The organism is Stenotrophomonas sp. MMGLT7 (genome assembly GCF_021168555.1).
Lineage (GTDB): Bacteria > Pseudomonadota > Gammaproteobacteria > Xanthomonadales > Xanthomonadaceae > MMGLT7.
The window spans coordinates 1-20,898 of sequence record NZ_JAJOZS010000024.1 but is presented as its reverse complement, the minus strand read 5'-3'; the positions used below and the strand labels follow the sequence as shown (position 1 = coordinate 20,898).

Genomic DNA, 20,898 nt, shown 5'->3' with positions numbered 1-20,898 from the left:
CACCTTCCCCCGCAAGCGGGAGAAGGGAACTGCCGCCTGCTCCCGGCTTTTCGATCAAGTGGCAGGTCTTGGGAGCGACGACGACCGTAAGGCTGTGGAAATGCGGAAGGGCTGGTACCGATGCAACTCGAATACGTCTACGGCTACGGCTACGTCTACGGCTACGCCGGCGACTGCAGCAGCCGCACCAGCTCCTCGCTGCGCAGCGGGTGGCTGAACAGGTAGCCCTGCCCCAGTTCGCAGCCGCGCTCGCGCAGCAGCTGCAGCTGTACCTCCTGCTCGATGCCCTCGGCCACCACGGTGATGCCGAGCGAATGCGCCATCGAAATCACCGCGCTGGTCAGCGCCAGGTCGTCCGGGTCGCGCTGCATGTCGGCGACGAAGCTCTTGTCGATCTTGACCCCGTCCACCGGTACCTGGCGCAGGTGGTTGAGCCCGGAGAAGCCGGTGCCGAAGTCGTCCAGCCAGACCTTGACGCCGGTGCGGTGCAGCTTGGCCAGCAGGCTGCTGGCCTGCAGCTCGTCGCCGACCACCGCGGTCTCGGTCAGCTCCAGGTGCAGGCGCGAGGCCGGCAACCCGGATTCGTCCAGGATCCGCGCCACCACCCGGTCCAGGTCGCTGGTGCGCAGCTGCCGCGGCGACACGTTGACCGAGACGAACAGCGGCTCGCCGCTGGCCGGCAATGGCCAGCGCATCGCCTCGTGGCAGGCCGCCTCCAGCACCTTCGGCCCGATCGTCTCGATCAGGCCGGTCTGCTCGGCGATCTCGATGAACACCGCCGGCGCGATCGCGCCCAGCTCGGGGTGCTGCCAGCGCATCAGCGTCTCCACCCCGACCATCGCACGGTCGGCGATGCGGAAGATCGGCTGGTAGACCAGGTGGATCTCCTTGCGCGCCCAGGCGTTGCGCAGTTCGTATTCCATGTGCATGCGGCGCTCCACCGCGTGGTCCATGGCCCGGCTGTAGAAGCGGTGGCAGTTCTTGCCGGCCGTCTTGGCCTGGTACATGGCGATGTCGCCGTTCTTCAGCAGCGTGGTGGCATCGCTGCCGTCGTCCGGATACAGGGTGATGCCGATCGAGATGCCCAGGAACACCTCGCGGTCCTGGATCACCAGCGGCCGCGCCATCTCCTGCACCAGCAGGTCCGCCAGCCGCGCCGCGGCGCGGGCGACGTCGCCGTCCTGGATCAGGATCACGAACTCGTCGCCGCCGAAGCGCGCCACCAGCGGGTCCTGCTCGTCGATCAGCCCCACCGCGCGGCTGATCCGCCCGGCGAACTGCACCAGCGCCTCGTCGCCGGCCTCGTGCCCGAGCGTGTCGTTGATGCGCTTGAAGTCGTCGATGTCGGCGAACAGCAGCGCCAGCTGGCGGCTGGTGCCGAGCGTGCCGATCAGCCGGTGGTCGAGCGCCTCGCGGAACGCCGGCCGGTTGGTCAGCCCGGTCAGCGCGTCGGTGTAGGCCATGTGGCGGATCTCGCGATCGTGCCGGGCGATGCCCTGGCTCATGCGGCCGAAGGCCTCGATGAGCTCGCCCAGCTCGTCGTTGCGCCGCACCTTCGGCGTGCCGATGTCGTAGTCGCCGGCCTCGATCTGGCGCGCGGCCGCCGCCAGCCAGCGGATCGGCCGCACCAGCGTGCGCTCGACGTAGCTGGCGACCACCGCCGCGGTGGCGACCAGCACGGCCAGCAGCAGCACCAGCCAGCCGAGGTGGCGCTTGCCCATCGCCTGCAGCCGCGCGGCGAGGTTGAGGTTGGCGGCGGCTTCCAACTCGCGCACGCGCGCCAGCGACATGCCGACGCGGACGCCGCCGATGCGCTCGCGACCGACCATGATCGGCCGCGACACCTCCAGCACCTCGGCCGACTCCTGCGTCACCATCCCGCCGCCGGCCACCGCCCTGGCCGCCAGCGGATCGCGCATGGGCTGGCCATAGCCGGCGATCTCCTGGCTGCCGTCGTGAACCAGCAGTCCCTCGGCATCGAACACCATCACGTAGCTGACCACATGCTGGCGCGCGGTGTTGCGGGCCAGCACGCCGATCGTGTCCAGGTCGGAGTAGTAAAGGGGGTTGGCCAGCGAGTCGGCCAGTTCCGCGCTGAGCGCCTCGCCGCGGCTGCGCACGCTGCGCTCGAATAGGCCGCGGATCACGCTGCCGCTGACCGCCCCCACCTCGCGCTGCATGGCGGTCTGGCGCTCCAGCAGCAACGCCAGGATCGCGGCCACCAGCACGAAGGCCACGCCCATCACCAGCAGGAACCTGGCCTGCAGTCCGACAACCCTTCTGTTCATTCCACTTCCAGGCGAACGCGATCGACGCCCCGGCGCAGCCGCTCCAGCTGGCGCCCGGACTCGGCATCCATGCGCCGGAAGCCCGAGGTCGCGAAGAACCGCCGCAATGCCGGTGCGGCCTGCGGGTCGTCGCGTGCCTGCAGCAGCACGTCCTGCAGGCGCCGCGCCACGCGCTCGTCCATGCCGGCGCGCACCAGCTCCACCGCGCGCGGCACCGGCGCGCTTTCGTGGATGATGCGCATGTCGCGACGGAACCCGGCCGGCATCACCCGGTCGTCGTTCCATTCGATCTCGTTCAGCGCCCCGCAGTCGACCAGGCGCTTGTGCACGTAGGCGGGGATCGCCGTCGCCGAACCGGCCAGCGCGTACCCCACCGAATCCGGCGCCGGCTGGTCGCGCGGCGACAGCAGGATGCCCGGGTGCAGCCTGGCATCGAGCATGTCCATCAGCGGCAGCAGGTAGGCGCTGGTGGACAGCGTCGACTCCAGCGCCACCCGGCGGCCGCGCAGGTCCGCCAGCGAATGCACGTCGCTGTCCTTGCGCACGAACAGGAGCGAGCGGTACTGCCTGGCGCCGTCGCGCTCGTTGAGCAGCAGCACGTGGGCGCCGGAGCGCTGCGCCAGCGCCATCGCGGTACCCGGCGTCTCGGTCACCCAGTCGACCTGGCCGCGCCTGAGATAGCTGGCCATCTGCTGCGCGTTGCGCGCCATCAGGATGCGCCCGCCGGTGATGCCGACATCGCGCATGCGCGGCACGACGTAGTCGAGCAGCGGCCTGAGCTGTTCGTAGTGCGAGCGGGGGTCGTCGCTGATGCGGCCGAGCACCAGCACGGAGGAGGAGGCCGGTGCGGCGGCGCTGGCCGGCACGCAGGAACCGCAGATCGCCAGCACCAGCGCGAACGCAACGCAAAGCCAACGCAAGTTGTACAAAAGCACCCTCCCCGGCGGACGCCAAAGCCTAGCCGAAAGCCGCCACGGGCAACAGTGTTCAGGCGCTGCCGGATGCAGCCAGCCGGGCCATGCGCTGGGCGTCGGAAAGGATGCCGCGCAGCAGCCTGACTTCCTGCTCGCTCAACTCCGCCTTGAGGAACAGCCGGCGCAGCTTGCGCATCGCCGATTCCGGCGCCCGGCCCTTGTGGAAATCGATCTCGTCCAGGGTGTCGCCGAGTTGGCCGAACAGGCCTTCCAGCTGCGCATGGCTGGCCACCTGCTCGCGGAACCCGGGCTCCGGCGCCGGCGCCGGCACCCCGGCCAGCTGCGCCAGCCGCAACTCGTAGGCCAGCACCTGCACGGCGGCGGCCAGGTTGAGCGAGCTGAAGGCGGGATCGGAGGGGATGTGCACGGCCACGTGGCACAGCTGCAGCTCGTCGTTGCTGAGCCCGGTGCGCTCGCGGCCGAACACCACCGCCACCTCGGCCGGCTCGCCGGCCCGCTGCACCGCGCGGGCAGCGGCATCGGCCGGCAGCAGTTCCTCCAGCGCCACGCGCCGCGCGCGCGCCGTGCAGCCCAGCACCAGCCGGCAGTCGGCCACGGCCTCGGCCAGGGTGGGCAGCACCGGCGCGTCGCCGAGCACGTCCTCGGCCCCGGCCGAGCGCCGGTAGGCGGCCTCGTCCAGCGGCTTTTCCGGGGCGACCAGTACCAGCCGCGACAGCCCCATCGTCTTCATCGCCCGCGCCGCCGCGCCGATGTTGCCCGGGTGCTGGGTGCCGACGAGGACGAAACGGATGCGGTTGCAGGCGGACATGGAAGATCCGGTTGGAGGCGACGGGACCGCAAATGGTAAACTGCGCGGCCGGTCATCGCGCCGGCCCGCTCTTTTCCACCGCCAGTTCCAACTTCTGCCTTCACGGGAGCCATTGCCATGCAGAAACCCGCCGTCACCGTCATGGTCAAGGCCGCCCGCCTCGCCGGCAACGTGCTTCTTCGCAACATCAACAAGCTCGACGCGCTGAACGTGGTGCAGAAGGACCGCATGGACTATGCCAGCGAAGTGGACGCGGACGCGGAAAAGACCGTCATCAAGGAACTCAAGCGCGCCTATCCCGGCTACGGGGTGTTCGGCGAGGAAGGCGGTGCCCAGGGCGGCGGCCGCTACATGTGGGTGATCGACCCGCTCGACGGCACCAGCAACTACCTGCGCGGCTACCCGCACTACTGCGTGTCCATCGCGCTGGTGGAGAACGGCGAGCCGACCGACGCGGTGATCTTCGACCCGCTGCGCAACGAGCTGTTCACCGCCAGCAAGGGCGCCGGCGCGGTGCTCAACGACCGCCGCATCCGCGTGGCCGAGCGCAAGGACCTGGCCGGCACCGTGATCAATACCGGCTTCGCCCCGCGCGAACGCGCACGCACCAGCGCCCAGCTCAAGTGCGTGGATGCGCTGCTGGTCCAGGCCGAGGACATCCGCCGCAGCGGCTCGGCCGCGCTGGACCTGGCCTACGTGGCCTGCGGCCGCGCCGACGCCTACTTCGAGGCCGGGGTGAAGGCCTGGGACATCGCCGCCGGCGTGCTGCTGGTGCGCGAGGCCGGCGGCCGCGTCTGCGACTACAAGGGCGCCGCGCCGGGCCGCATGGACGACCGCGGCCCGCAGACCCAGCAGATCGTGGCCGGCAACATCAAGGTCTGCGACGCGCTGCAGAAGGTCATCGTCAACAGCGGCTACGCGCGCGAGTTCGATCCGAAGTTCTGAGGGGCAGGGATTCGGGATTGGGGATTGGCAAGAGCGGTTTCCAGTCACCCGATAACGAGGAAGGCCGCCCGAGAGGCGGCCTTCTGCTTTTTCGAATCCCGAATCCCTAATCCCGAATCCCTGCCTCAACGCAACCCGGTCTCGCCGCGCGAGATCACCAGGCGCAGGATCTCCGAGGTGCCCTCGTAGATCTCGGTGATCTTGGCATCGCGGAAGTAGCGCTCCAGCGGCATCTCCTTGGAGTAGCCCATGCCGCCATGGATCTGCACCGCCTGGTGGGTGATCCACATCGCCGCTTCCGAGGCGACCACCTTGGCCATGGCCGCCTCGCTGCCGTAGGCCTTGCCCTGGCCCTTGAGCCAGGCCGCGCGCAGGGTCAGCAGCAATGCCGTATCCAGTTTGCAGCGCATGTCGGCGATCTTGGCCTGGGTCATCTGGAAGCTGCCGATCGGCTGGCCGAAGGCCTTGCGCTCCCTGGCGTACTCGACCGTCGCATCGAAGGCGGCACGGGCGATGCCCACCGCCTGCGCGGCGATGCCGATGCGGCCGGCGTCGAGCACGCCCATCGCGATCTTGAAGCCGTCGCCCTCCGCGCCGATCACGTCCGCGGCCTGCGCCACGTAGTCCTGGAACTCGATCTCGCAGGTGGCCGAGGCGCGGATGCCGAGCTTGGGCTCGACCTTGCCAGCGTGGAAGCCGGGCTTGCCGGTATCGATCACGAACGCGGTGATGCCGCGCGTGCCCTTCTCCGGCGCGGTCATCGCGAACAGCACGATGTAGCGGGCCACCGAACCGGACGTGATCCAGCTCTTCTTGCCGTTGATGACGTAGCTGCCGTCGGCCTGCCGCTGCGCGTTGCAGCGAATGGCGGCCGCATCGGAACCGGACTGCGGTTCGGTCAGCGCGAAGGCGCCGATCTCGCCGCCCTCGGCGATCGCGCGCACGTACGTCTGCTTCTGCTCCTCGCTGCCGTGCTTGAGGATGCCGGTGCAGAACAGCGAGTTGTTCACCGAGACGATGGTCGAGTGCGCGGCGTCGGCCGCGGCCACCTCGATCATCGCCAGCACGTAGGCGATCGTGTCCATGCCGGCGCCGCCGTACTGGTCCGGCACCTCAATGCCCATCAGGCCGTTCTCGCCGAGCAGGCGGACGTTCTCCAGCGGGAACTCGCCGCTGCGGTCGAAGTGCTCGGCGCTGGGGGCGATCTTCTCCTGGGCGATGCGCCGCGCCACGTCCTGAATCATCAACTGCTCTTCGCTGAAGCTGAAATCCACGTGATGGCCCTCCCGGGCAACGAACCAGCCGTCATTCTAACCATTCGCCAGCGTATGCAGGTTGACCCCGGTCAAGCCCGCCCGCAGAATATCTCGCCATCGCGATACAGAGATATTTATGGACCTGGAAGACTGGTCGACCCGGCTCAAGGTGTTCGCCGACGCCACCCGCGTGCGCCTGCTGGCGCTGCTGGAGCAGGAGGAACTGACCGTGGCCGAGCTGTCGGCGATCACCCGGCTGGCGCAGCCGCGCGTGTCCACCCACCTGGCCCGGCTCAAGGAGGCCGGGCTGGTGCGCGACCGCCGCGCCGGCGTATCGGCCTACTACCGCTTCGACGAGGCCGCGCTCGACGCCGCCCAGCGCGCGCTGTGGCACGCGCTGAGCACCGGCAGCGACGATCCGCTGCTGCGCCAGGACGCCGAGCGCGTCCCCGCGGTGCTGGCCAACCGCGCCGCCGACCAGAACTGGGCTGACTCGGTGGCCGGCGACATGGAGCGCCACTACTCGCCCGGGCGCACCTGGGAGGCACTGGCGCGCACCGCGCTGCCGCTGCTGGAGACCGGCGACGTGCTCGACATCGCCTCCGGCGACGGCGTGCTGGCCGAACTGGTCGCCCCGCACTCGCGCCGCTACGTCTGCATCGACACCAGCGCGCGCGTGGTCGCCGCCGCCAGCGAGCGCCTGCGCCGGCTGGCCAACGTCGAGGTGCGCGAGGGCGACATGCACGCCCTGCCCTTCGCCGATGCCGGCTTCGACCTGGTGGTGCTGATGCACGCGCTGACCTATGCCAGCAAGCCGGCGCAGGCGGTGGCCGAGGGCGCGCGCGTGCTGCGCCCGGGCGGGCGCCTGCTGCTGTGCAGCCTGGCCCGGCACGAGCACCGCGCCGCAGTCGACGCCTACGGCCACGTCAACCTGGGCTTCAGCGGCAAGGAGCTGCGCCGGTTCGTGGAGAAGGCCGGCCTGCAGGTCTCCAGCCTGGAAACCGTCACCCGCGAGAAGCGCCCGCCGCATTTCGAGGTGATCTCGCTGATCGCGGTGAAGCCGGGATTGGGGATTGGGGATTGGGGATTAGATAAAAGCAAGAGCAGTTCGCCGCGGAGGCCGGGATCATGAGCCGTTCCCCAATCCCCAATCCCCAATCCCGAATCCCGGGCCAACGCCTGCCCTGGCTGCATCCCGAACGCGCCGCCAAGCTGCTGGCCGCGCTGGCCGCGCGCATCCTGATCATCGATGGCGCGATGGGCACGATGATCCAGCGCCACGGCCTGCAGGAAGCCGACTACCGCGGCCAGCGCTTCGCCGGCGGCTTCGATTCGTTACGCGAATCTCCGGCGGAGAACCCGGCCATCCATGGCCCGGCTTCCCAGGAAGGCCACGTCCACGGCCCGGGTTGCGACCATGCGCCCCAGGAGCACGACCTCAAAGGCAACAACGACCTGCTGCTGCTCACCCGCCCGGACATCATCGCCGGCATCCACCGCGCCTACCTGGAGGCCGGCGCCGACCTGGTCGAGACCAACACCTTCAACGCCACCGCGATCAGCCAGGCCGACTACCACCTGCAGCACCTGGTATACGAACTCAACAGGGTCGGCGCGCAGGTGGCCCGCCGCGCCTGCGACGAGGTCGAGGCGGCCACGCCCGACAAGCCGCGCTTCGTCATCGGCGTGCTCGGCCCGACCAGCCGCACCGCCTCGATCAGTCCCGACGTCAACGACCCCGGCTTCCGCAACACCAGCTTCGACGAGCTGCGCGGCACCTACCGCGAGGCCATCGAGGGCCTGATCGACGGCGGCGCCGACACGCTGATGGTGGAGACGATCTTCGATACCCTCAACGCCAAGGCGGCGCTGTTCGCCATCGAGGAGGTGTTCGAGGCGCGCGGCGGACGGCTGCCGGTGATGATCTCCGGCACCATCACCGACGCCTCCGGGCGCACCCTGTCCGGGCAGACCGCCGAGGCCTTCCACACCTCGGTGATGCACGGGCGGCCGCTGTCGATCGGGCTCAACTGTGCGCTTGGCGCCAAGGACCTGCGCCCGCACATCGAGACCCTGGCGCGGGTGGCCGATGCCTATGTCAGCGCCCACCCCAATGCCGGCCTGCCCAACGCCTTCGGCGAGTACGACGAGACCCCGGAGGAGATGGCGGCGACGCTGCAGGAGTTCGCCCGCTCCGGCCTGCTCAACCTGGTCGGCGGCTGCTGCGGCACCACGCCGGCGCACATCCGCGCCATCGCCGAGGCGGTGGCCGGGCTGGCGCCGCGGCAGCTGCCGCGGATGCAGGACCAGGCGGCGTGAGCGCGCCGGGCTGCCCTCATCCGGCGCTGCGCGCCACCTTCTCCCGCAAGCGGGAGAAGGAAGCCCAGCGGTGTTCGACGATGCCGTGCAAGCGCAGGGCTCCTCCCTTCTCCCGCTTGCGGGAGAAGGTGCCCGAAGGGCGGATGAGGGCGCTCGTCGCGCACGCCTGCCCCAATGCGCGGCCCGCATCCGCCCTCAGGGCACCTTTCCCCGCCAACCGGGGAAGGAACAAGCACCAGATCCCCGCATGAACGATCATCCCCGCTACACCCGCCTGTCCGGCCTGGAGCCGCTGGTCATCACCCCGGACCTGCTGTTCGTCAACGTCGGCGAGCGCACCAACGTCACCGGCAGCGCGCAGTTCCGCAAGATGATCAAGGAGGAGCGCTACGAGGACGCGGTGGAGGTCGCGCGCCAGCAGGTCGACAACGGCGCGCAGATCCTCGACGTCAACATGGACGAGGGCCTGATCGATTCCGAGAAGGCGATGACCCGCTTCCTCAACCTGATCATGTCCGAGCCGGACATCGCCCGCATCCCGGTGATGGTCGATTCGTCCAAGTGGAGCGTGATCGAGGCCGGGCTGAAGTGCCTGCAGGGCAAGGGCGTGGTCAACTCGATCTCGCTCAAGGAAGGCGAGGCGGTGTTCGTCGAGCACGCGCGCAAGGTGCTGCGCTACGGCGCCGCGGCGGTGGTGATGGCCTTCGACGAGCAGGGCCAGGCCGATACCCGCGACCGCAAGGTGGAGATCTGCACCCGCGCCTACCGCATCCTGGTCGAGCAGGTCGGCTTCCCGCCGGAAGACATCATCTTCGACCCCAACATCTTCGCCGTGGCCACCGGCATCGAGGAGCACGACAACTACGCGGTGGACTTCATCGAGGCCACCCGCGTCATCAAGGCCACGCTGCCGCACTGCCACGTCTCCGGCGGCGTCTCCAACGTGTCGTTCTCGTTCCGCGGCAACGAGACCGTGCGCGCGGCGATCCACTCGGTGTTCCTGTACCACGCCATCGCCGCCGGCATGGACATGGGCATCGTCAACGCCGGCGCGCTGCCGATCTACGACCAGCTCGACCCGGAACTGCGCGAGCGGGTGGAGGACGTGATCCTCAATCGCAGGAAGGACGGCACCGAGCGCCTGCTGGAGATCGCCGAGCGCTACAAGGGCAGGAAGGGCGAGAAGAAGGTCGAGGACCTGACCTGGCGCGAGAAGCCGGTGCGCGAGCGCCTGGCGCACGCGCTGGTGCACGGGCTGGACGCCTGGGTGGAACAGGACACCGAGGAGGCCAGGCAGCAGTCCGCACGGCCGCTGGACGTGATCGAAGGCCCGCTGATGGACGGCATGAACGTGGTCGGCGACCTGTTCGGCGCCGGCAAGATGTTCCTGCCGCAGGTGGTCAAGTCGGCGCGGGTGATGAAGAAGGCGGTGGCCTACCTGCTGCCCTACATCGAGGCCGAGAAGCTGCGCAGCGGCGATGCCGGCAAGTCCAACGGCCGCATCATCATGGCCACGGTCAAGGGCGACGTGCACGACATCGGCAAGAACATCGTCGGCGTGGTGCTGGCCTGCAACAACTTCGAGGTGATCGACCTGGGGGTGATGGTGCCGGCGCAGACCATCCTCGACCGTGCCCGCGCCGAGAACGCCGACATCATCGGCCTTTCGGGCCTGATCACGCCGTCGCTGGAGGAGATGAGCCACGTCGCCCGCGAGATGCAGCGCCAGGGCTTCGAGCTGCCGCTGATGATCGGCGGCGCCACCACCTCGCGCGCGCACACCGCACTGAAGATCGACCCGCACTACGCCGCGCCCACGGTCTGGGTGAAGGACGCCTCGCGCGCGGTCGGCGTGGCGCAGTCGCTGATCTCGCGCGAGCTGCGCGCGGCCTTCGTCTCCGCCAACGAGGCCGACTACGCCGAGATCCGCCAGCGCCATCGCAACCGCGGCGACGCCAAGCGGCTGGTGTCGCTGGAGAAGGCGCGCGCGCAGAAGTTCGATGGCGGCTGGGACAGCTACGTCCCCCCGGTGCCGAAGCAGCCGGGCCTGCACGTCATCGACGACTACCCGCTGGCCGAGCTGGTCGAGCTGATCGACTGGACGCCGTTCTTCCAGGCCTGGGAACTGGCCGGCAAGTTCCCGGCGATCCTCAGCGACGAGATCGTCGGCCCCCAGGCCAGCGACCTGTACCGCGACGCCCGCGCCATGCTGGAGCGGATCGTCGGCGAGAAATGGCTCACCGCCCGGGCGGTGTTCGGGCTGTGGCCGGCCAATTCGGTCGGCGATGACGTGGAGGTGATCCTGGCCGATCACCGGGATTCGGGATTGGGGATTGGGAATGTGCAAAAGCAGGATCCCGCCTCTCCCCAATCCCCAATCCCCAATCCCCAATCCCGGCTTCTCCTGCACTTCCTGCGCCAGCAGGTGGACAAGCCGGCCGACCGCCCCGACTTCTGCCTGGCCGACTTCGTCGCGCCGAAGGACTCCGGCCGGCAGGACTGGATCGGCGCGTTCGCGGTCACTGCCGGCATCGGCATCGATGCGCACGTGGCCCGCTTCGAGGCCGCCTTCGACGACTACAACGCGATCCTGCTCAAGGCGCTGGCCGACCGCCTGGCCGAGGCGCTGGCCGAGCGCCTGCACCAGCGCGTGCGCACCGAGTTCTGGGGCTACGACAGCGGCGAGCGGCTCGACAACGAGGCGCTGATCGCCGAGAAGTACCGCGGCATCCGCCCCGCCCCCGGCTATCCGGCCTGCCCCGAGCACAGCGAGAAGGCCACCCTGTTCCGCCTGCTCGACGCCGAGCGCAACGTAGGCATGCAGCTCACCGAGAGCTACGCGATGCTGCCCACCGCGGCGGTGTCCGGCTACTACTTCAGCCATCCGCGCAGCCAGTACTTCGTCGTCGGCCGGCTGTCCAAGGAGCAGGTGGCCGACTACGCGCGGCGCAAGGGCGTGACGCTGCAGCAGGCCGAGAGGTGGCTTGCCTCCAACCTCGACTACGACCCGGAATGACGCGCAACGCGCCCGCCTTCCGCAGGACAGGCCGCAGGAGCGACTTCAGTCGCGATCGGGCTTTACCGGTAGAGCCTCATCGCGACTGAAGTCGCTCCTGCGGTCGCGCCCAGGTAGGCCACACCGTCGTCGTCCGCGGCTGCCTTGCGCCACGGCCGGGCGCCCACCGCGCACCGCCAGGCCATCACCAGACCAGGTCGTCGGGCACCTGGTACTTGGGATCGGCGTAGGGATCGTCCTCTGCCGGCGCATCGGGATCGACCTTCAGCGCCACCGCAGGCGCGAACACGGCCTCGGCCTCGGCCAGCAGCGCCGCGGTCACCAGCACGTAGCGGCCGTTGAGCTGCAGCACGCCCAGTTCGCCGGCGTTGAGCGCCTTGAGCTGGTCGGCATTGACGTAGATGCGCTTGATCTTGCCGCCATAGGGGAAGTGGCGGGCGATGTCGGCCTCGGGGTCGTTGAGCCCCTTGTCCTTGACCAGTTCCTCGAGCCTGGCACGGGCCTCGCGGCGCAGGCGCGCCTGCTCCTGCTTGAGCCGCTCGGCCTCGATGCGCTCGTCCTTCTCCTTCTGTGCGCGGATCGCATAGGCCTTGGCCAGGTCGATCTCCTCGCGGCTGCGGGCGGGCTTGCCGGCCGCACGCTGGCGGCCGTCGTGGCGGCCCTGCGGATGCGGGCGCGCGCCCTGTCCAGGCTTGTCGTCGCCGGCCTTGGCCGGCGGCCGGCCGGAATGGCGCCCCTTGGCGCCGCCATGCTTGGCGCCGCCGTGCTTGGGCTCTGGCTTGCGCTCCGGCTTGGGCGCGGGCTTGAAACCCAGCCCCAGCAGCTGGTCGCGGAGGGAATCGGTCATGACGGGATCGGATCTGGAAGGACGGGATCAGTAGTGCGGCGGAGGCGGTTCGTCGGCGGCATCGGCATACAGCGCGGTGCGCACCTTGCCGAGGTCGTCGATCAGGTTGCGCAGGATCTCGGTGTTGCGGGCGCCCTGCAGGCGCGCATCGGCCAGCGCCTCGCTCAGTTCGGACAGCGCCTGCTCCTGGAAGGACACGCGCATCTCCAGTTCGACCAGCCGCTCCTCCAGCGCCTGTTCGCGCGCCGAGGGCGACTGCTCGCGGAATTGTTCATTCATGTGCATACCCCTGCACGGAGCGGCCACGGCCGATGCCATAGTAGGCCAGACCGGCCGCCTCGATCTCCGCCGGCTCGTACAGGTTGCGGCCGTCGAACACCACGTCGTCGCCCAGCGTTTCCTTGATGCGGGCGAAATCCGGGCTGCGGAACTGCTTCCACTCGGTCACCACCACCAGGGCGTCGGCGCCTTCGAGCGCATCGAAGGCCGACTCGCACAGCTCCAGGTCCTCGCGCTCGCCGAAGATGCGGCGGGCCTCGGCACGGGCCTCGGGATCGTAGGCGCGGACCCTGGCCCCGGCCTGCCACAGCTGCGGCAGCAGGCGGCGGCTGGAGGCCTCGCGCATGTCGTCGGTGTCGGGCTTGAACGCCAGTCCCCACACCGCGAAGGTCTTGCCGGCCACGCCTTCGTCCTCGCCGCGGTCGTAGTGCCGCTGGATCAGCTCGAACAGGTGCCCCTTCTGCGCATCGTTGACCGCTTCCACCGCGTTGAGCAGGGTCGGCTCGAAGCCATGCTGCTGCGCCGTGCGCGCCAGCGCCTGCACGTCCTTGGGGAAGCACGAGCCGCCGTAGCCGGCCCCCGGATAGATGAAGTGCCAGCCGATGCGCGGGTCCGAACCGATGCCCTTGCGCACCTGCTCGACGTCGGCGCCGACGCGCTCGGCGATGTTGGCGATCTCGTTCATGAAGCTGATCTTGGTCGCCAGCATCGAGTTCGCCGCGTACTTGGTCAGCTCGGCCGAGCGCACGTCCATCTCCACGATGCGGTCGTGGTTGCGGTTGAACGGCGCGTACAGGCGTCGCAGCCGCGCCACCGCGCGCGGGCTGGAGGCGCCGACGACGATCCGGTCCGGGCGCATGCAGTCGGCCACCGCGTCGCCTTCCTTGAGGAATTCCGGGTTGGAGGCGACGTCGAACTCGAACGACACGCCGCGCGCCTCCAGCTCGGCGGCGATCGCCGCGCGCACCTTGTCGGCGGTGCCGACCGGCACGGTGGACTTGTTGACCACCACCACCGGTCCCTGGATGTGCGCACCGATCGTGCGCGCCACCGTCAGCACGTACTGCAGGTCGGCGCTGCCGTCCTCGTCCGGCGGCGTGCCCACGGCGATGAACAGCACCTCGCCGTGGGCGATGGCGGCCGCCGCATCGGTGGTGAAGGAAAGCCGCCCGGCCTCGCCGTTGGCCTTCACCATCGGCTCCAGGCCGGGCTCGTAGATCGGGATCACGCCGCGGTTGAGCCCGTCCACCTTGGCCTGGTCGATATCCACGCAGACCACGTGGTGGCCGACTTCCGCCAGGCAGGTGCCGGTGACCAGGCCCACGTAACCGGTACCGAAGATTGCAACGCGCATCGAGACGAACCTTTGTAGCTGGATTGCTGCAGGTATTGCGGGGTTACGGCAGGATGCCCATCAGCTCGACATCGAAGGTCAATGTCGCATCCGGGCCGATCGGGCCACCCTGCGTGCCCTCGGGGCCGTAGCCCAGGTTGGAGGGGATCCAGAAACGGTACTTGGAGCCCACCGGCATCAGCGTCACGCCCTCGCTCCAGCCGGGGATCACCTGGTTCAGGCCGAACTCGGCAGGCTCGCCGCGCCCGTAGGAACTGTCGAACACGGTGCCGTCGAGCAGCTTGCCCTCGTAGTTCACCCGCACCTTGCTGGTGGCGGTCGGGCGCTCGCCGCTGCCGGCGCGCAGCACCATGTACTGCAGGCCCGACGGCGTGGTGACCACGCCCTTCTGGGTCTTGTTGCGGGCCAGGAACTCGTTGCCCTTTTGCCGGTTCTGCTCGGCGAGCGCGGCCTGGCGCGTGCTGGCGAACGCCTGCAGCGTGGCCTGGGCGTCCTGCTGGCTCATCAGCGGCGTGCCGTCGGCGAACAGGGTGGATACGGCCTGGAACAGCGTGTCCAGCTCGATGACGTCCTTGAGCTGCGCCAGCGACGGGCCGACCGCGTAGCTGCCCAGCATCAGCCCGACCTTCTCCTTGGACACCGGCGGCGGCTGGCTGCCCGGCGCCTGGCCCGGCACCGGCTGGCCGCTGCGCGCGGCCAGGGCGGCACGCAGCGCGGCATCGGTCGCCTGCGCCTCTTCCTGCGAGATCAGCGGCTGGCCGCCGGCGAATGCGTTCTCCACCCCGCGGCGCAGCGAGGCCATGTCGATGTCCTGCGCGATCGGCTGGAACGAACGGCCCACGTCCAGGCCGATGGCGTAGCTGACTTTCTCGCGTTCCGTGCTCAATACCGTGTTCGACACCGACTTCTCCTGCTTGACCGCAGGTGCGGCCGGCTGCTGCGACCACGCGGCTCCCGGAGCCGCCATCGCCATGATCATCAACGACGCCGCGGCGCCGCGCATTCCCATCTTCATTCGCTGTATTCCTGGTATGAAACAGACGCCGGCAAGGGCGGAAGAACGCGCATTGTCGCATGCGCGGCGGCCATGTCGATGCGCTCTCGGCGCACAGGCGCAGGCGCCTGCAAAGCCTGTCCGATGGCGGCCAGCAGTTGCGGGGCGTCCGGCTTCGCCTTGCCGGGAAACTGCGCCAGCACCCGGCCGTCGCGCGAGACCGGGTACTGGTGGAAATCCCATCCCGGCGCCACGCCGGTGGCGGCGGTCAGGCGCTGGTACGGCGGCGTGGCCTGCGCACCGGGCACGTGAATCTTCCGGACATCGGGAACTTGAGACCGCAGCTGGGCGAGCAGCACGCCTGGATCTGCGCCTCGCTCCCCGCTCTCGGCCCTTGAGGTCGTTGCACGGGAAGCCCGGCACCACGAAGCCGCGGCTGCCCAGGCGCTGGCCGAGCGGCTCCAGGTCCTCGTACCGCGGGGTGCAGCCACACCGGCTGGCGGTGTTGACCAGCAGCAGCGCGTTGCCCTGCCAGGCCCGGGCCTGGTTGAGCGATTTCTTGCCCGCCAGCGGCCGGTAGCCCGGGTCCGGCAATGCCGTCGGCCGCGCCGCCAGGGCAGGCGCGACGACGGCGGCGAGCAGCAGCGCCGGCAGCAGGTAACGGGATTTGCCGGGCAGGAATTCCTTGGCCGCATCCTGGTAGGAATGAACGGACGATGGCAGTTCCTGCAACCGGGGCGAATTGCCGCTTGACCTCGCCCGCCCTGGTGTTATAGTCACGTACAACACCAGTCACCCAAAGCAGGGGATGCCATGAACCGCAAGCGCTTCCAGCAGTCCATTGCCAAGCTGTTCGTCGGCGGCCTGCTGCTGGGTGGTGGCTGGCTGGTGGCCGCTTCCGATCGGGTCACGGACCCCGACGCCGAATATGGCGCGTCGAAGACCGGCCAGGAAAACCAGACCCCGACCCCGCAGGCGCCTCCCGCCAGGCGCCTGCGCTCGTCGCTGTCGATGCCCTACTTCTCCTTCGCGCACTCGCTGCGTCCACGGAGCTGACTCCCCCCATGACCGACATCCAATGGAGCGATGGCGCTCCGATCTACCGCCAACTCAAGGAAAAGGTGATCGCGATGATGCTGGACGGAATCATCAAGCCGGGCGACGCCCTGCCCTCGGTGCGCCAGGTGGCCGCCGAATACCAGCTCAATCCGATCACCGTATCCCGTGCCTACCAGGAGCTGGCCGACGAGAACCTCGTCGAGAAACGCCGCGGCCTGGGCATGTTCATGACCGAGGAAGCCGCCAGGAAGCTGCGCGGCAGCGAACGCGAGCGCTTTCTCAAGGAGGAATGGCCCGCCGTGCTCGAACGCATCCAGCGGCTCGGCCTGACATTCGAAGACCTGCTTCCCCCGGGAACCATCAAAGCATGAACGCCGCCCTCGATTCAGACACCGTCGTTTCCGCCCGCGGCCTGCGCAAGGCCTACAAGAACCGGCTGGCGCTGGACGGCGCCAGCTTCCAGATCGAGTCCGGCCGCATCGTCGGCCTGATCGGCCCCAACGGCGCCGGCAAGACCACCGCGCTCAAGGCCCTGCTCGGACTGACCTCGTTCGAGGGCGAGCTGGACGTGCTCGGCCGCGACCCGCGCCGCCAGCGCGACGAGCTGATGAACGACGTCTGCTTCATCGCCGACGTCGCCGTGCTGCCGCGCTGGCTGCGGGTGCGCGAGGCCATCGACTTCGTCGAGGGCGTGCACCCGCGCTTCGACCGCGCCCGCTGCGAGCGCTTCCTGGCCAACACCCAGCTCAATCCGAAGCTGCGCGTGCGCGAGCTGTCCAAGGGCATGATCGTGCAGCTGCACCTGGCCCTGGTGATGGCCATCGACGCCCGCCTGCTGGTGCTGGACGAACCCACCCTCGGCCTGGACATCCTCTACCGCAAGCAGTTCTACCAGCGCCTGCTGGAGGACTACTTCGACGAGAACAAGACCATCGTCGTCACCACCCACCAGGTCGAGGAGATCGAGCACATCCTCACCGACGTGCTGTTCATCCGCGACGGCAGGATCGTGCTCGCCACCGATACCGAGCACCTGTCCGAGCGCTACGTCGAACTGCTGGCCGGCGCCGAGGCGCTGGAGGCGGCGCGCGCGCTGAAGCCGATCGACGAGCGCGCCCTGCCCTTCGGCAAGACCGTGCTGCTGTACGACGGCGTGCCCAGTGCGCAATTGGCGCCGCTGGGCGAGACCCGCAATCCCGGCCTGGCCGACCTGTTCGTGGCCATCATGAAAGGAACCTACGCATGAACGCCGTCGTTTCCACTGCTCCCAAGCGCCCCATCGGCAAGCTCGGCACCTTCAAGTGGCTGCTGCGGCGCGAGTACTGGGAGAACCGCGGCGGCTTCCTCTGGGCGCAGCTGATCACCGGCGGCATCGCGGTGTTCTTCGCCCTGCTGGGCGCGGCGATCGGAGTGATCGCCGCGGCCCGCGCTCGCGCCGGCGGTGCCATCACCCAGATCGACGACCTGCAGGACTACGCCCGCACCATGGGCTCGGTCGGCGACGGCCTGCTGCTGACCGGCTTCGCCCTCTCCGCCATCGTCGTCGCCTTCGTGGTGTTCTTCTACGCACTGGGCAGCCTGTACGACGACCGACGCGATCGCAGCATCCTGTTCTGGAAGTCGCTGCCGCTGTCGGACACCCAGACCGTGCTGTCCAAGGCCGCCTGGGCGCTGGTGCTGGCGCCGCTGATCTCCATTGCCACCGGCCTGGTGGTCGGGCTGGCGCTGTGGCTGATCGCGATCCTGGGCGCCTGGGCCGCCGGCGTGCCCAGCCCCTGGGCCATGGCTACCCACTCGCACCCGTTCCGCATGCTCTGGCTGATGCTGGTCACGGTGCCGATGGGCATGCTGTGGTCGCTGCCGGCGGTGGGCTGGCTGATGCTGTGCTCGGCCTGGGCCCACAGCAAGCCGTTCCTGTGGGCGGTGCTGGTGCCGCTGCTGGGCTGCGTGATGCTCAGCATCCTCGGCGCCATGCCCGGCGTGCGCCTGCCGATCGGCTGGATCTGGTACGTCGTCGGCTACCGCGGCCTGCTGAGCGTGCTGCCCGGCAGCTGGGCGCCGAAGAGCGTGCGCGGCACGCTGGATCCGGACCAGCTGCATGCACCCAGCGATGCACTGGGCTGGGTCCTGAGGCACAACGACGCCTCGGCCCTGTACGGACAGCCCGACATCTGGATCGGCGCGGCGGTGGGCATCGCCTTCATCGTCGCCGCCATCTACCTGCGCCGCTGGCGCAACGAGAACTGACTGCCCCCTTTTCCGGTCCGGACCCGAGGGTCCGGCCGCCCGACGCGGAGAAAAACCCATGCGCACGTCCCTGGCCCTTATCCCCCTGCTGATGCTGCCGTCGCTGGCAATGGCCGACGAACACTGCAAGTTCAGCGAACCGCGCGCGCTCGACCTCGACCTGGCCGGCGCCAAGGCAGTGGTGTTCGAGGTCGCCCAGCACGACCTGCGGCTGCAGGCCGCCCCGGGCGCCGCCGCGCGACTGCAGGGCCGCGCCTGCGCCTCCAGCGCCGACGCGCTCAAGCAGTTGACCCTCACCCAGCAGCGCAGCGGCGACAAGCTGGTGGTCACGCTCAAGCGCGAAGGCCGCAACATTTCCCTCGGCAGCAACTACGCCTACCTGGACATCGCCGGCAGCGTGCCCGACACCGTCATGGTCCAGCTCAAGGTCGGCTCGGGCGATGCCGAGGTGTCCGGCGCGGCCGCGCTGAGCGCGGACATCGGCTCCGGCGACGTCAAGGCACGCGCGATCAAGGGCCAGCTCACCGCCGCGGTCGGTTCCGGCGACCTGGAGATCGACGGCGCCGGCTCGCTGCACCTGCTCTCGATCGGCTCGGGCGACGTCAAGGCCGAGCGCGTGCAGGGACCGGCACGCATCGGCAGCATCGGCTCCGGCGACCTGACGTTGCGCCAGGTGCGCGGCGACGTGCGCATCGACTCCGTCGGTTCGGGCGACGTCGACCTGACCGGCATCGGCGGCAACGTCGCGCTCGGCAGCATCGGCTCCGGCGACCTGGACGTGCGCAACGTGCAGGGCGGGCTGAAGGTCGACAGCAAGGGCAGCGGCGACATCTCCCATCGCGACGTCAAGGGCACCGTGCAACTGCCCACCAGGAAGCGATAGCCGCCTGCGGCGGCACTGCCGGATACGGGTCGTGGACCGCTCCGGCCACGGCCTCGCCTGGCCGTCGCAATACGCATACGACAGGCAACGTGACCGGAAACTCCACCAGTGCGGAAGCCGTGTCCCACGCCCCACTCTCCAACTTCGACGGATACCCACCCCATGAACAACCATCCGATGCGAATCGTCCTGGCAACGGCACTGCTGGCGCTGGCGGCATGCCAGCCCGGCGGGAAGGACACCGCCGCCGCCCCGAACGGGCCGGCGTCCCAGGCACTGGCCGAAGCCGGCAAGGGCGTGGATGAAGCGCGCAAGGAGATCGAGCAGGCCCGGCAGAAGCTGGCCAGCGAGAACTTCTCGCTCGGCCGCGACGGCCACGGCAATCTGCCCAAGGCGGAAATCACCCCTGACGGCGAAGTGCTGGTCGCCGGCAGGAACGTGACTTCCACCCCGGAGCAGAAGGCCCTGGGACTGGCCTACCGCACCCAGTTGCAGGACGTGGTGAGCGACGGCATGGCGATCGGCATCGAGGGCGCGAAGCTGGGCATCGATGCCGCCGGCGCGGCACTGAAAAGCCTGTTCGACGGCCAGTCCGCCGACGAGATCGGCAAGCAGGCCGAGGTCGCGGCCAGGGAGCGCATCAAGCCGCAGGTCGAGCAGCTGTGCGCACGCCTGCCCCGGCTGATGGAAGCCCAGCAGGCCCTGGCCGCGGCGCTGCCCGAGTTCCGCCCCTACGCCACCATGGACCAGTCGGACATCGACGACTGCGCGGACAAGGGCGACTGGAACTTCTGAAGACCTCGCCCGGCATGCCTGCATGGCCGGCGGCAGGATCGACCCGAGCCGCGACGGGGATTTGCCGGCTGGGTCTCCCGCACGCATCGCTTCCCGGGCCGCTGCGCCACGGCGATCGATCGGCTGCGGTCCGTGCGCCTGGCGACATCGAGCCGGCCGCGGCGGTGGCCGCACGCCGGCCGCGGTTTACAATGCACCGGCTCACTCCTGCGGCGTATCCCACCCGATGAAAAAGCTCCTGGTCCTGTTCCCGCTGTTGCTGCTGTGCCTGTTGGCCACTGCATGCGGCGGCCCGCAGCCTTCGCGCGAATCGCGTGCCGAACGCTCCAAGCCGCGCGTGGCCATCGGCGGCGATACGGTGACGCTGCGCCGCCCCCCGGCTCCCAATGTCGCCATCGCCGTCGACGGCACGCTCAGGATCGACGACATCCGCCTGCCGCTGGCCGCCCCGCAGCAGCAGAAGCTGCAGCAGGCCTTCATGCAATGGCAGATGCTGCGCCAGCAGCTGGTGCTCGACGGCCGCCTGAACGCGCAGACCCGCGTGCTGTCGGTGACCGCGCCGCCGGCGCTGCAGTCGCTGCAGCAGGAACTGATGCAGGACATTCCCGAACTGCGTCCGTACAAGGAAAGCTTCGGCAACCTGAAGGCCGAGTGGCACTAGCGCTGCTGCCCGTTCCCTCGCTTGCACCAGCGGATCGGTCGCTGTCGCGAAGGAAAGCCCGCTGCCGGAGCGGTTGTAGGAGCGTTGTAGGAGTCAACTGTCATCCAGGCTGCACGGGAGGCGGTGCCCAAGGTGCTTGATCGCGCGCCATGGCGTTGAGCATGGTGAGGTACTTGCGCATGCATGCGGTTACGGCGAGCTTTGGGGGTTTG

Annotated in this window: 19 protein-coding genes and 1 pseudogene; 11 read left to right on the top strand and 9 right to left on the bottom strand. The window is 69.4% G+C overall.

All coding sequences use genetic code 11. The annotated features are described in order from the left end of the window. Positions 1-161: 161 nt before the first annotated feature. The 3 genes from LRX76_RS18095 to LRX76_RS18085 all read right to left on the bottom strand — a co-directional run bounded on the left by LRX76_RS18095 (position 162) and on the right by LRX76_RS18085 (position 4,031). Positions 162-2,288, bottom strand: a complete 2,127-nt coding sequence (locus LRX76_RS18095) for an EAL domain-containing protein (protein WP_231807027.1) — start codon at positions 2,286-2,288, stop codon at positions 162-164. Next, entirely contained in the window at positions 2,285-3,175 is an 891-nt protein-coding gene (locus LRX76_RS18090; RefSeq protein ID WP_231807035.1) for a phosphate/phosphite/phosphonate ABC transporter substrate-binding protein, read from the bottom strand. Before LRX76_RS18090 ends, LRX76_RS18095 begins: the two co-directional genes overlap by 4 nt. Before the next feature lie 100 nt (positions 3,176-3,275). After that, positions 3,276-4,031, bottom strand: a complete 756-nt coding sequence (locus tag LRX76_RS18085; RefSeq protein ID WP_231807026.1) for an RNA methyltransferase — start codon at positions 4,029-4,031, stop codon at positions 3,276-3,278. A gap of 117 nt (positions 4,032-4,148) precedes the next feature. Between LRX76_RS18085 and LRX76_RS18080 the strand changes: the two genes are divergently transcribed. Continuing rightward, positions 4,149-4,976, top strand: coding sequence for an inositol monophosphatase family protein (locus tag LRX76_RS18080; protein ID WP_231807025.1), 828 nt, complete (start codon positions 4,149-4,151; stop codon positions 4,974-4,976). A 125-nt stretch (positions 4,977-5,101) separates the two neighbouring features. Here the strand turns inward: LRX76_RS18080 and LRX76_RS18075 are convergent, their stop codons facing one another. After that, complete coding sequence (locus LRX76_RS18075) at positions 5,102-6,250, bottom strand: acyl-CoA dehydrogenase family protein (protein ID WP_231807024.1); 1,149 nt, start codon at positions 6,248-6,250, stop codon at positions 5,102-5,104. Positions 6,251-6,368: 118 nt separating this feature from the next. On the opposite strand from LRX76_RS18075, the gene LRX76_RS18070 reads away from it, so the two are divergent. The 3 genes from LRX76_RS18070 to metH all read left to right on the top strand — a co-directional run bounded on the left by LRX76_RS18070 (position 6,369) and on the right by metH (position 11,567). Next, positions 6,369-7,364: a metalloregulator ArsR/SmtB family transcription factor gene (locus LRX76_RS18070; RefSeq protein ID WP_231807023.1), complete on the top strand. Its 996-nt coding sequence runs from the start codon at positions 6,369-6,371 to the stop codon at positions 7,362-7,364. Next, entirely contained in the window at positions 7,361-8,551 is a 1,191-nt protein-coding gene (locus tag LRX76_RS18065) for a homocysteine S-methyltransferase family protein (protein WP_231807022.1), read from the top strand. Before LRX76_RS18070 ends, LRX76_RS18065 begins: the two co-directional genes overlap by 4 nt. A gap of 247 nt (positions 8,552-8,798) precedes the next feature. Then, a complete protein-coding gene (metH, locus tag LRX76_RS18060) occupies positions 8,799-11,567 on the top strand; it encodes a methionine synthase (RefSeq protein ID WP_231807021.1) in 2,769 nt (922 codons plus the stop codon). Between the two features lie 184 nt (positions 11,568-11,751). Here metH and LRX76_RS18055 read toward each other — a convergent pair whose 3' ends face one another. The 5 genes and pseudogenes from LRX76_RS18055 to LRX76_RS18035 all read right to left on the bottom strand — a co-directional run. Next, positions 11,752-12,414: a DUF2058 family protein gene (locus LRX76_RS18055; RefSeq protein ID WP_231807020.1), complete on the bottom strand. Its 663-nt coding sequence runs from the start codon at positions 12,412-12,414 to the stop codon at positions 11,752-11,754. Between the two features lie 27 nt (positions 12,415-12,441). Beyond that, positions 12,442-12,693 (bottom strand): SlyX family protein, encoded by a 252-nt coding sequence (locus LRX76_RS18050; protein WP_231807019.1) that lies wholly within the window; start codon positions 12,691-12,693, stop codon positions 12,442-12,444. Next, on the bottom strand, positions 12,686-14,047 hold the full coding sequence (locus LRX76_RS18045) for a UDP-glucose/GDP-mannose dehydrogenase family protein (protein WP_231807018.1): 1,362 nt from the start codon (positions 14,045-14,047) through the stop codon (positions 12,686-12,688). Before LRX76_RS18045 ends, LRX76_RS18050 begins: the two co-directional genes overlap by 8 nt. Positions 14,048-14,090: 43 nt before the next feature. Continuing rightward, complete coding sequence (locus LRX76_RS18040) at positions 14,091-15,062, bottom strand: FKBP-type peptidyl-prolyl cis-trans isomerase (protein ID WP_231807017.1); 972 nt, start codon at positions 15,060-15,062, stop codon at positions 14,091-14,093. 98 nt (positions 15,063-15,160) lie between these two features. Continuing rightward, positions 15,161-15,656 (bottom strand): annotated as a pseudogene (locus LRX76_RS18035) (glutathione peroxidase); the annotation flags it as partial. Positions 15,657-15,854: 198 nt separating this feature from the next. Between LRX76_RS18035 and LRX76_RS18030 the strand changes: the two are divergent. The 7 genes from LRX76_RS18030 (at position 15,855) to LRX76_RS18000 (ending at position 20,686) form a co-directional block, all read left to right on the top strand. Further along, positions 15,855-16,097 carry a hypothetical protein gene (locus LRX76_RS18030; protein WP_231807016.1) on the top strand — a complete coding sequence of 81 codons (243 nt, stop codon included), beginning with the start codon at positions 15,855-15,857 and terminating at the stop codon, positions 16,095-16,097. Positions 16,098-16,105: 8 nt separating this feature from the next. Continuing rightward, a complete protein-coding gene (locus tag LRX76_RS18025; RefSeq protein WP_231807015.1) occupies positions 16,106-16,471 on the top strand; it encodes a GntR family transcriptional regulator in 366 nt (121 codons plus the stop codon). Continuing rightward, entirely contained in the window at positions 16,468-17,346 is an 879-nt protein-coding gene (locus LRX76_RS18020) for an ABC transporter ATP-binding protein (RefSeq protein ID WP_231807014.1), read from the top strand. The genes LRX76_RS18025 and LRX76_RS18020 overlap by 4 nt, the downstream gene beginning before the upstream one ends. Continuing rightward, positions 17,343-18,347, top strand: a complete 1,005-nt coding sequence (locus LRX76_RS18015) for an ABC transporter permease (protein WP_231807013.1) — start codon at positions 17,343-17,345, stop codon at positions 18,345-18,347. Before LRX76_RS18020 ends, LRX76_RS18015 begins: the two co-directional genes overlap by 4 nt. Before the next feature lie 58 nt (positions 18,348-18,405). Then, positions 18,406-19,230, top strand: a complete 825-nt coding sequence (locus tag LRX76_RS18010; RefSeq protein WP_231807012.1) for a DUF4097 family beta strand repeat-containing protein — start codon at positions 18,406-18,408, stop codon at positions 19,228-19,230. 177 nt (positions 19,231-19,407) lie between these two features. Further along, entirely contained in the window at positions 19,408-20,025 is a 618-nt protein-coding gene (locus LRX76_RS18005; protein ID WP_231807011.1) for a hypothetical protein, read from the top strand. Positions 20,026-20,251: 226 nt separating this feature from the next. Then, a complete protein-coding gene (locus LRX76_RS18000) occupies positions 20,252-20,686 on the top strand; it encodes a hypothetical protein (RefSeq protein WP_231807010.1) in 435 nt (144 codons plus the stop codon). Positions 20,687-20,898: the final 212 nt, after the last annotated feature.

Bases quoted from the DNA above. Each gene is read 5' to 3' on its own strand.
- LRX76_RS18095 (WP_231807027.1), bottom strand. From the start codon at position 2,288: ATGAACAGAAGGGTTGTCGGACTGCAGGCCAGGTTCCTGCTGGTGATG.
- LRX76_RS18085 (WP_231807026.1), bottom strand. From the start codon at position 4,031: ATGTCCGCCTGCAACCGCATCCGTTTCGTCCTCGTCGGCACCCAGCAC.
- LRX76_RS18080 (WP_231807025.1), top strand. From the start codon at position 4,149: ATGCAGAAACCCGCCGTCACCGTCATGGTCAAGGCCGCCCGCCTCGCC.
- LRX76_RS18070 (WP_231807023.1), top strand. From the start codon at position 6,369: ATGGACCTGGAAGACTGGTCGACCCGGCTCAAGGTGTTCGCCGACGCC.
- LRX76_RS18065 (WP_231807022.1), top strand. From the start codon at position 7,361: ATGAGCCGTTCCCCAATCCCCAATCCCCAATCCCGAATCCCGGGCCAA.
- metH (WP_231807021.1), top strand. From the start codon at position 8,799: ATGAACGATCATCCCCGCTACACCCGCCTGTCCGGCCTGGAGCCGCTG.
- LRX76_RS18055 (WP_231807020.1), bottom strand. From the start codon at position 12,414: ATGACCGATTCCCTCCGCGACCAGCTGCTGGGGCTGGGTTTCAAGCCC.
- LRX76_RS18050 (WP_231807019.1), bottom strand. From the start codon at position 12,693: ATGAATGAACAATTCCGCGAGCAGTCGCCCTCGGCGCGCGAACAGGCG.
- LRX76_RS18045 (WP_231807018.1), bottom strand. From the start codon at position 14,047: ATGCGCGTTGCAATCTTCGGTACCGGTTACGTGGGCCTGGTCACCGGC.
- LRX76_RS18040 (WP_231807017.1), bottom strand. From the start codon at position 15,062: ATGAAGATGGGAATGCGCGGCGCCGCGGCGTCGTTGATGATCATGGCG.
- LRX76_RS18030 (WP_231807016.1), top strand. From the start codon at position 15,855: ATGAACCGCAAGCGCTTCCAGCAGTCCATTGCCAAGCTGTTCGTCGGC.
- LRX76_RS18025 (WP_231807015.1), top strand. From the start codon at position 16,106: ATGACCGACATCCAATGGAGCGATGGCGCTCCGATCTACCGCCAACTC.
- LRX76_RS18020 (WP_231807014.1), top strand. From the start codon at position 16,468: ATGAACGCCGCCCTCGATTCAGACACCGTCGTTTCCGCCCGCGGCCTG.
- LRX76_RS18015 (WP_231807013.1), top strand. From the start codon at position 17,343: ATGAACGCCGTCGTTTCCACTGCTCCCAAGCGCCCCATCGGCAAGCTC.
- LRX76_RS18010 (WP_231807012.1), top strand. From the start codon at position 18,406: ATGCGCACGTCCCTGGCCCTTATCCCCCTGCTGATGCTGCCGTCGCTG.
- LRX76_RS18005 (WP_231807011.1), top strand. From the start codon at position 19,408: ATGCGAATCGTCCTGGCAACGGCACTGCTGGCGCTGGCGGCATGCCAG.
- LRX76_RS18000 (WP_231807010.1), top strand. From the start codon at position 20,252: ATGAAAAAGCTCCTGGTCCTGTTCCCGCTGTTGCTGCTGTGCCTGTTG.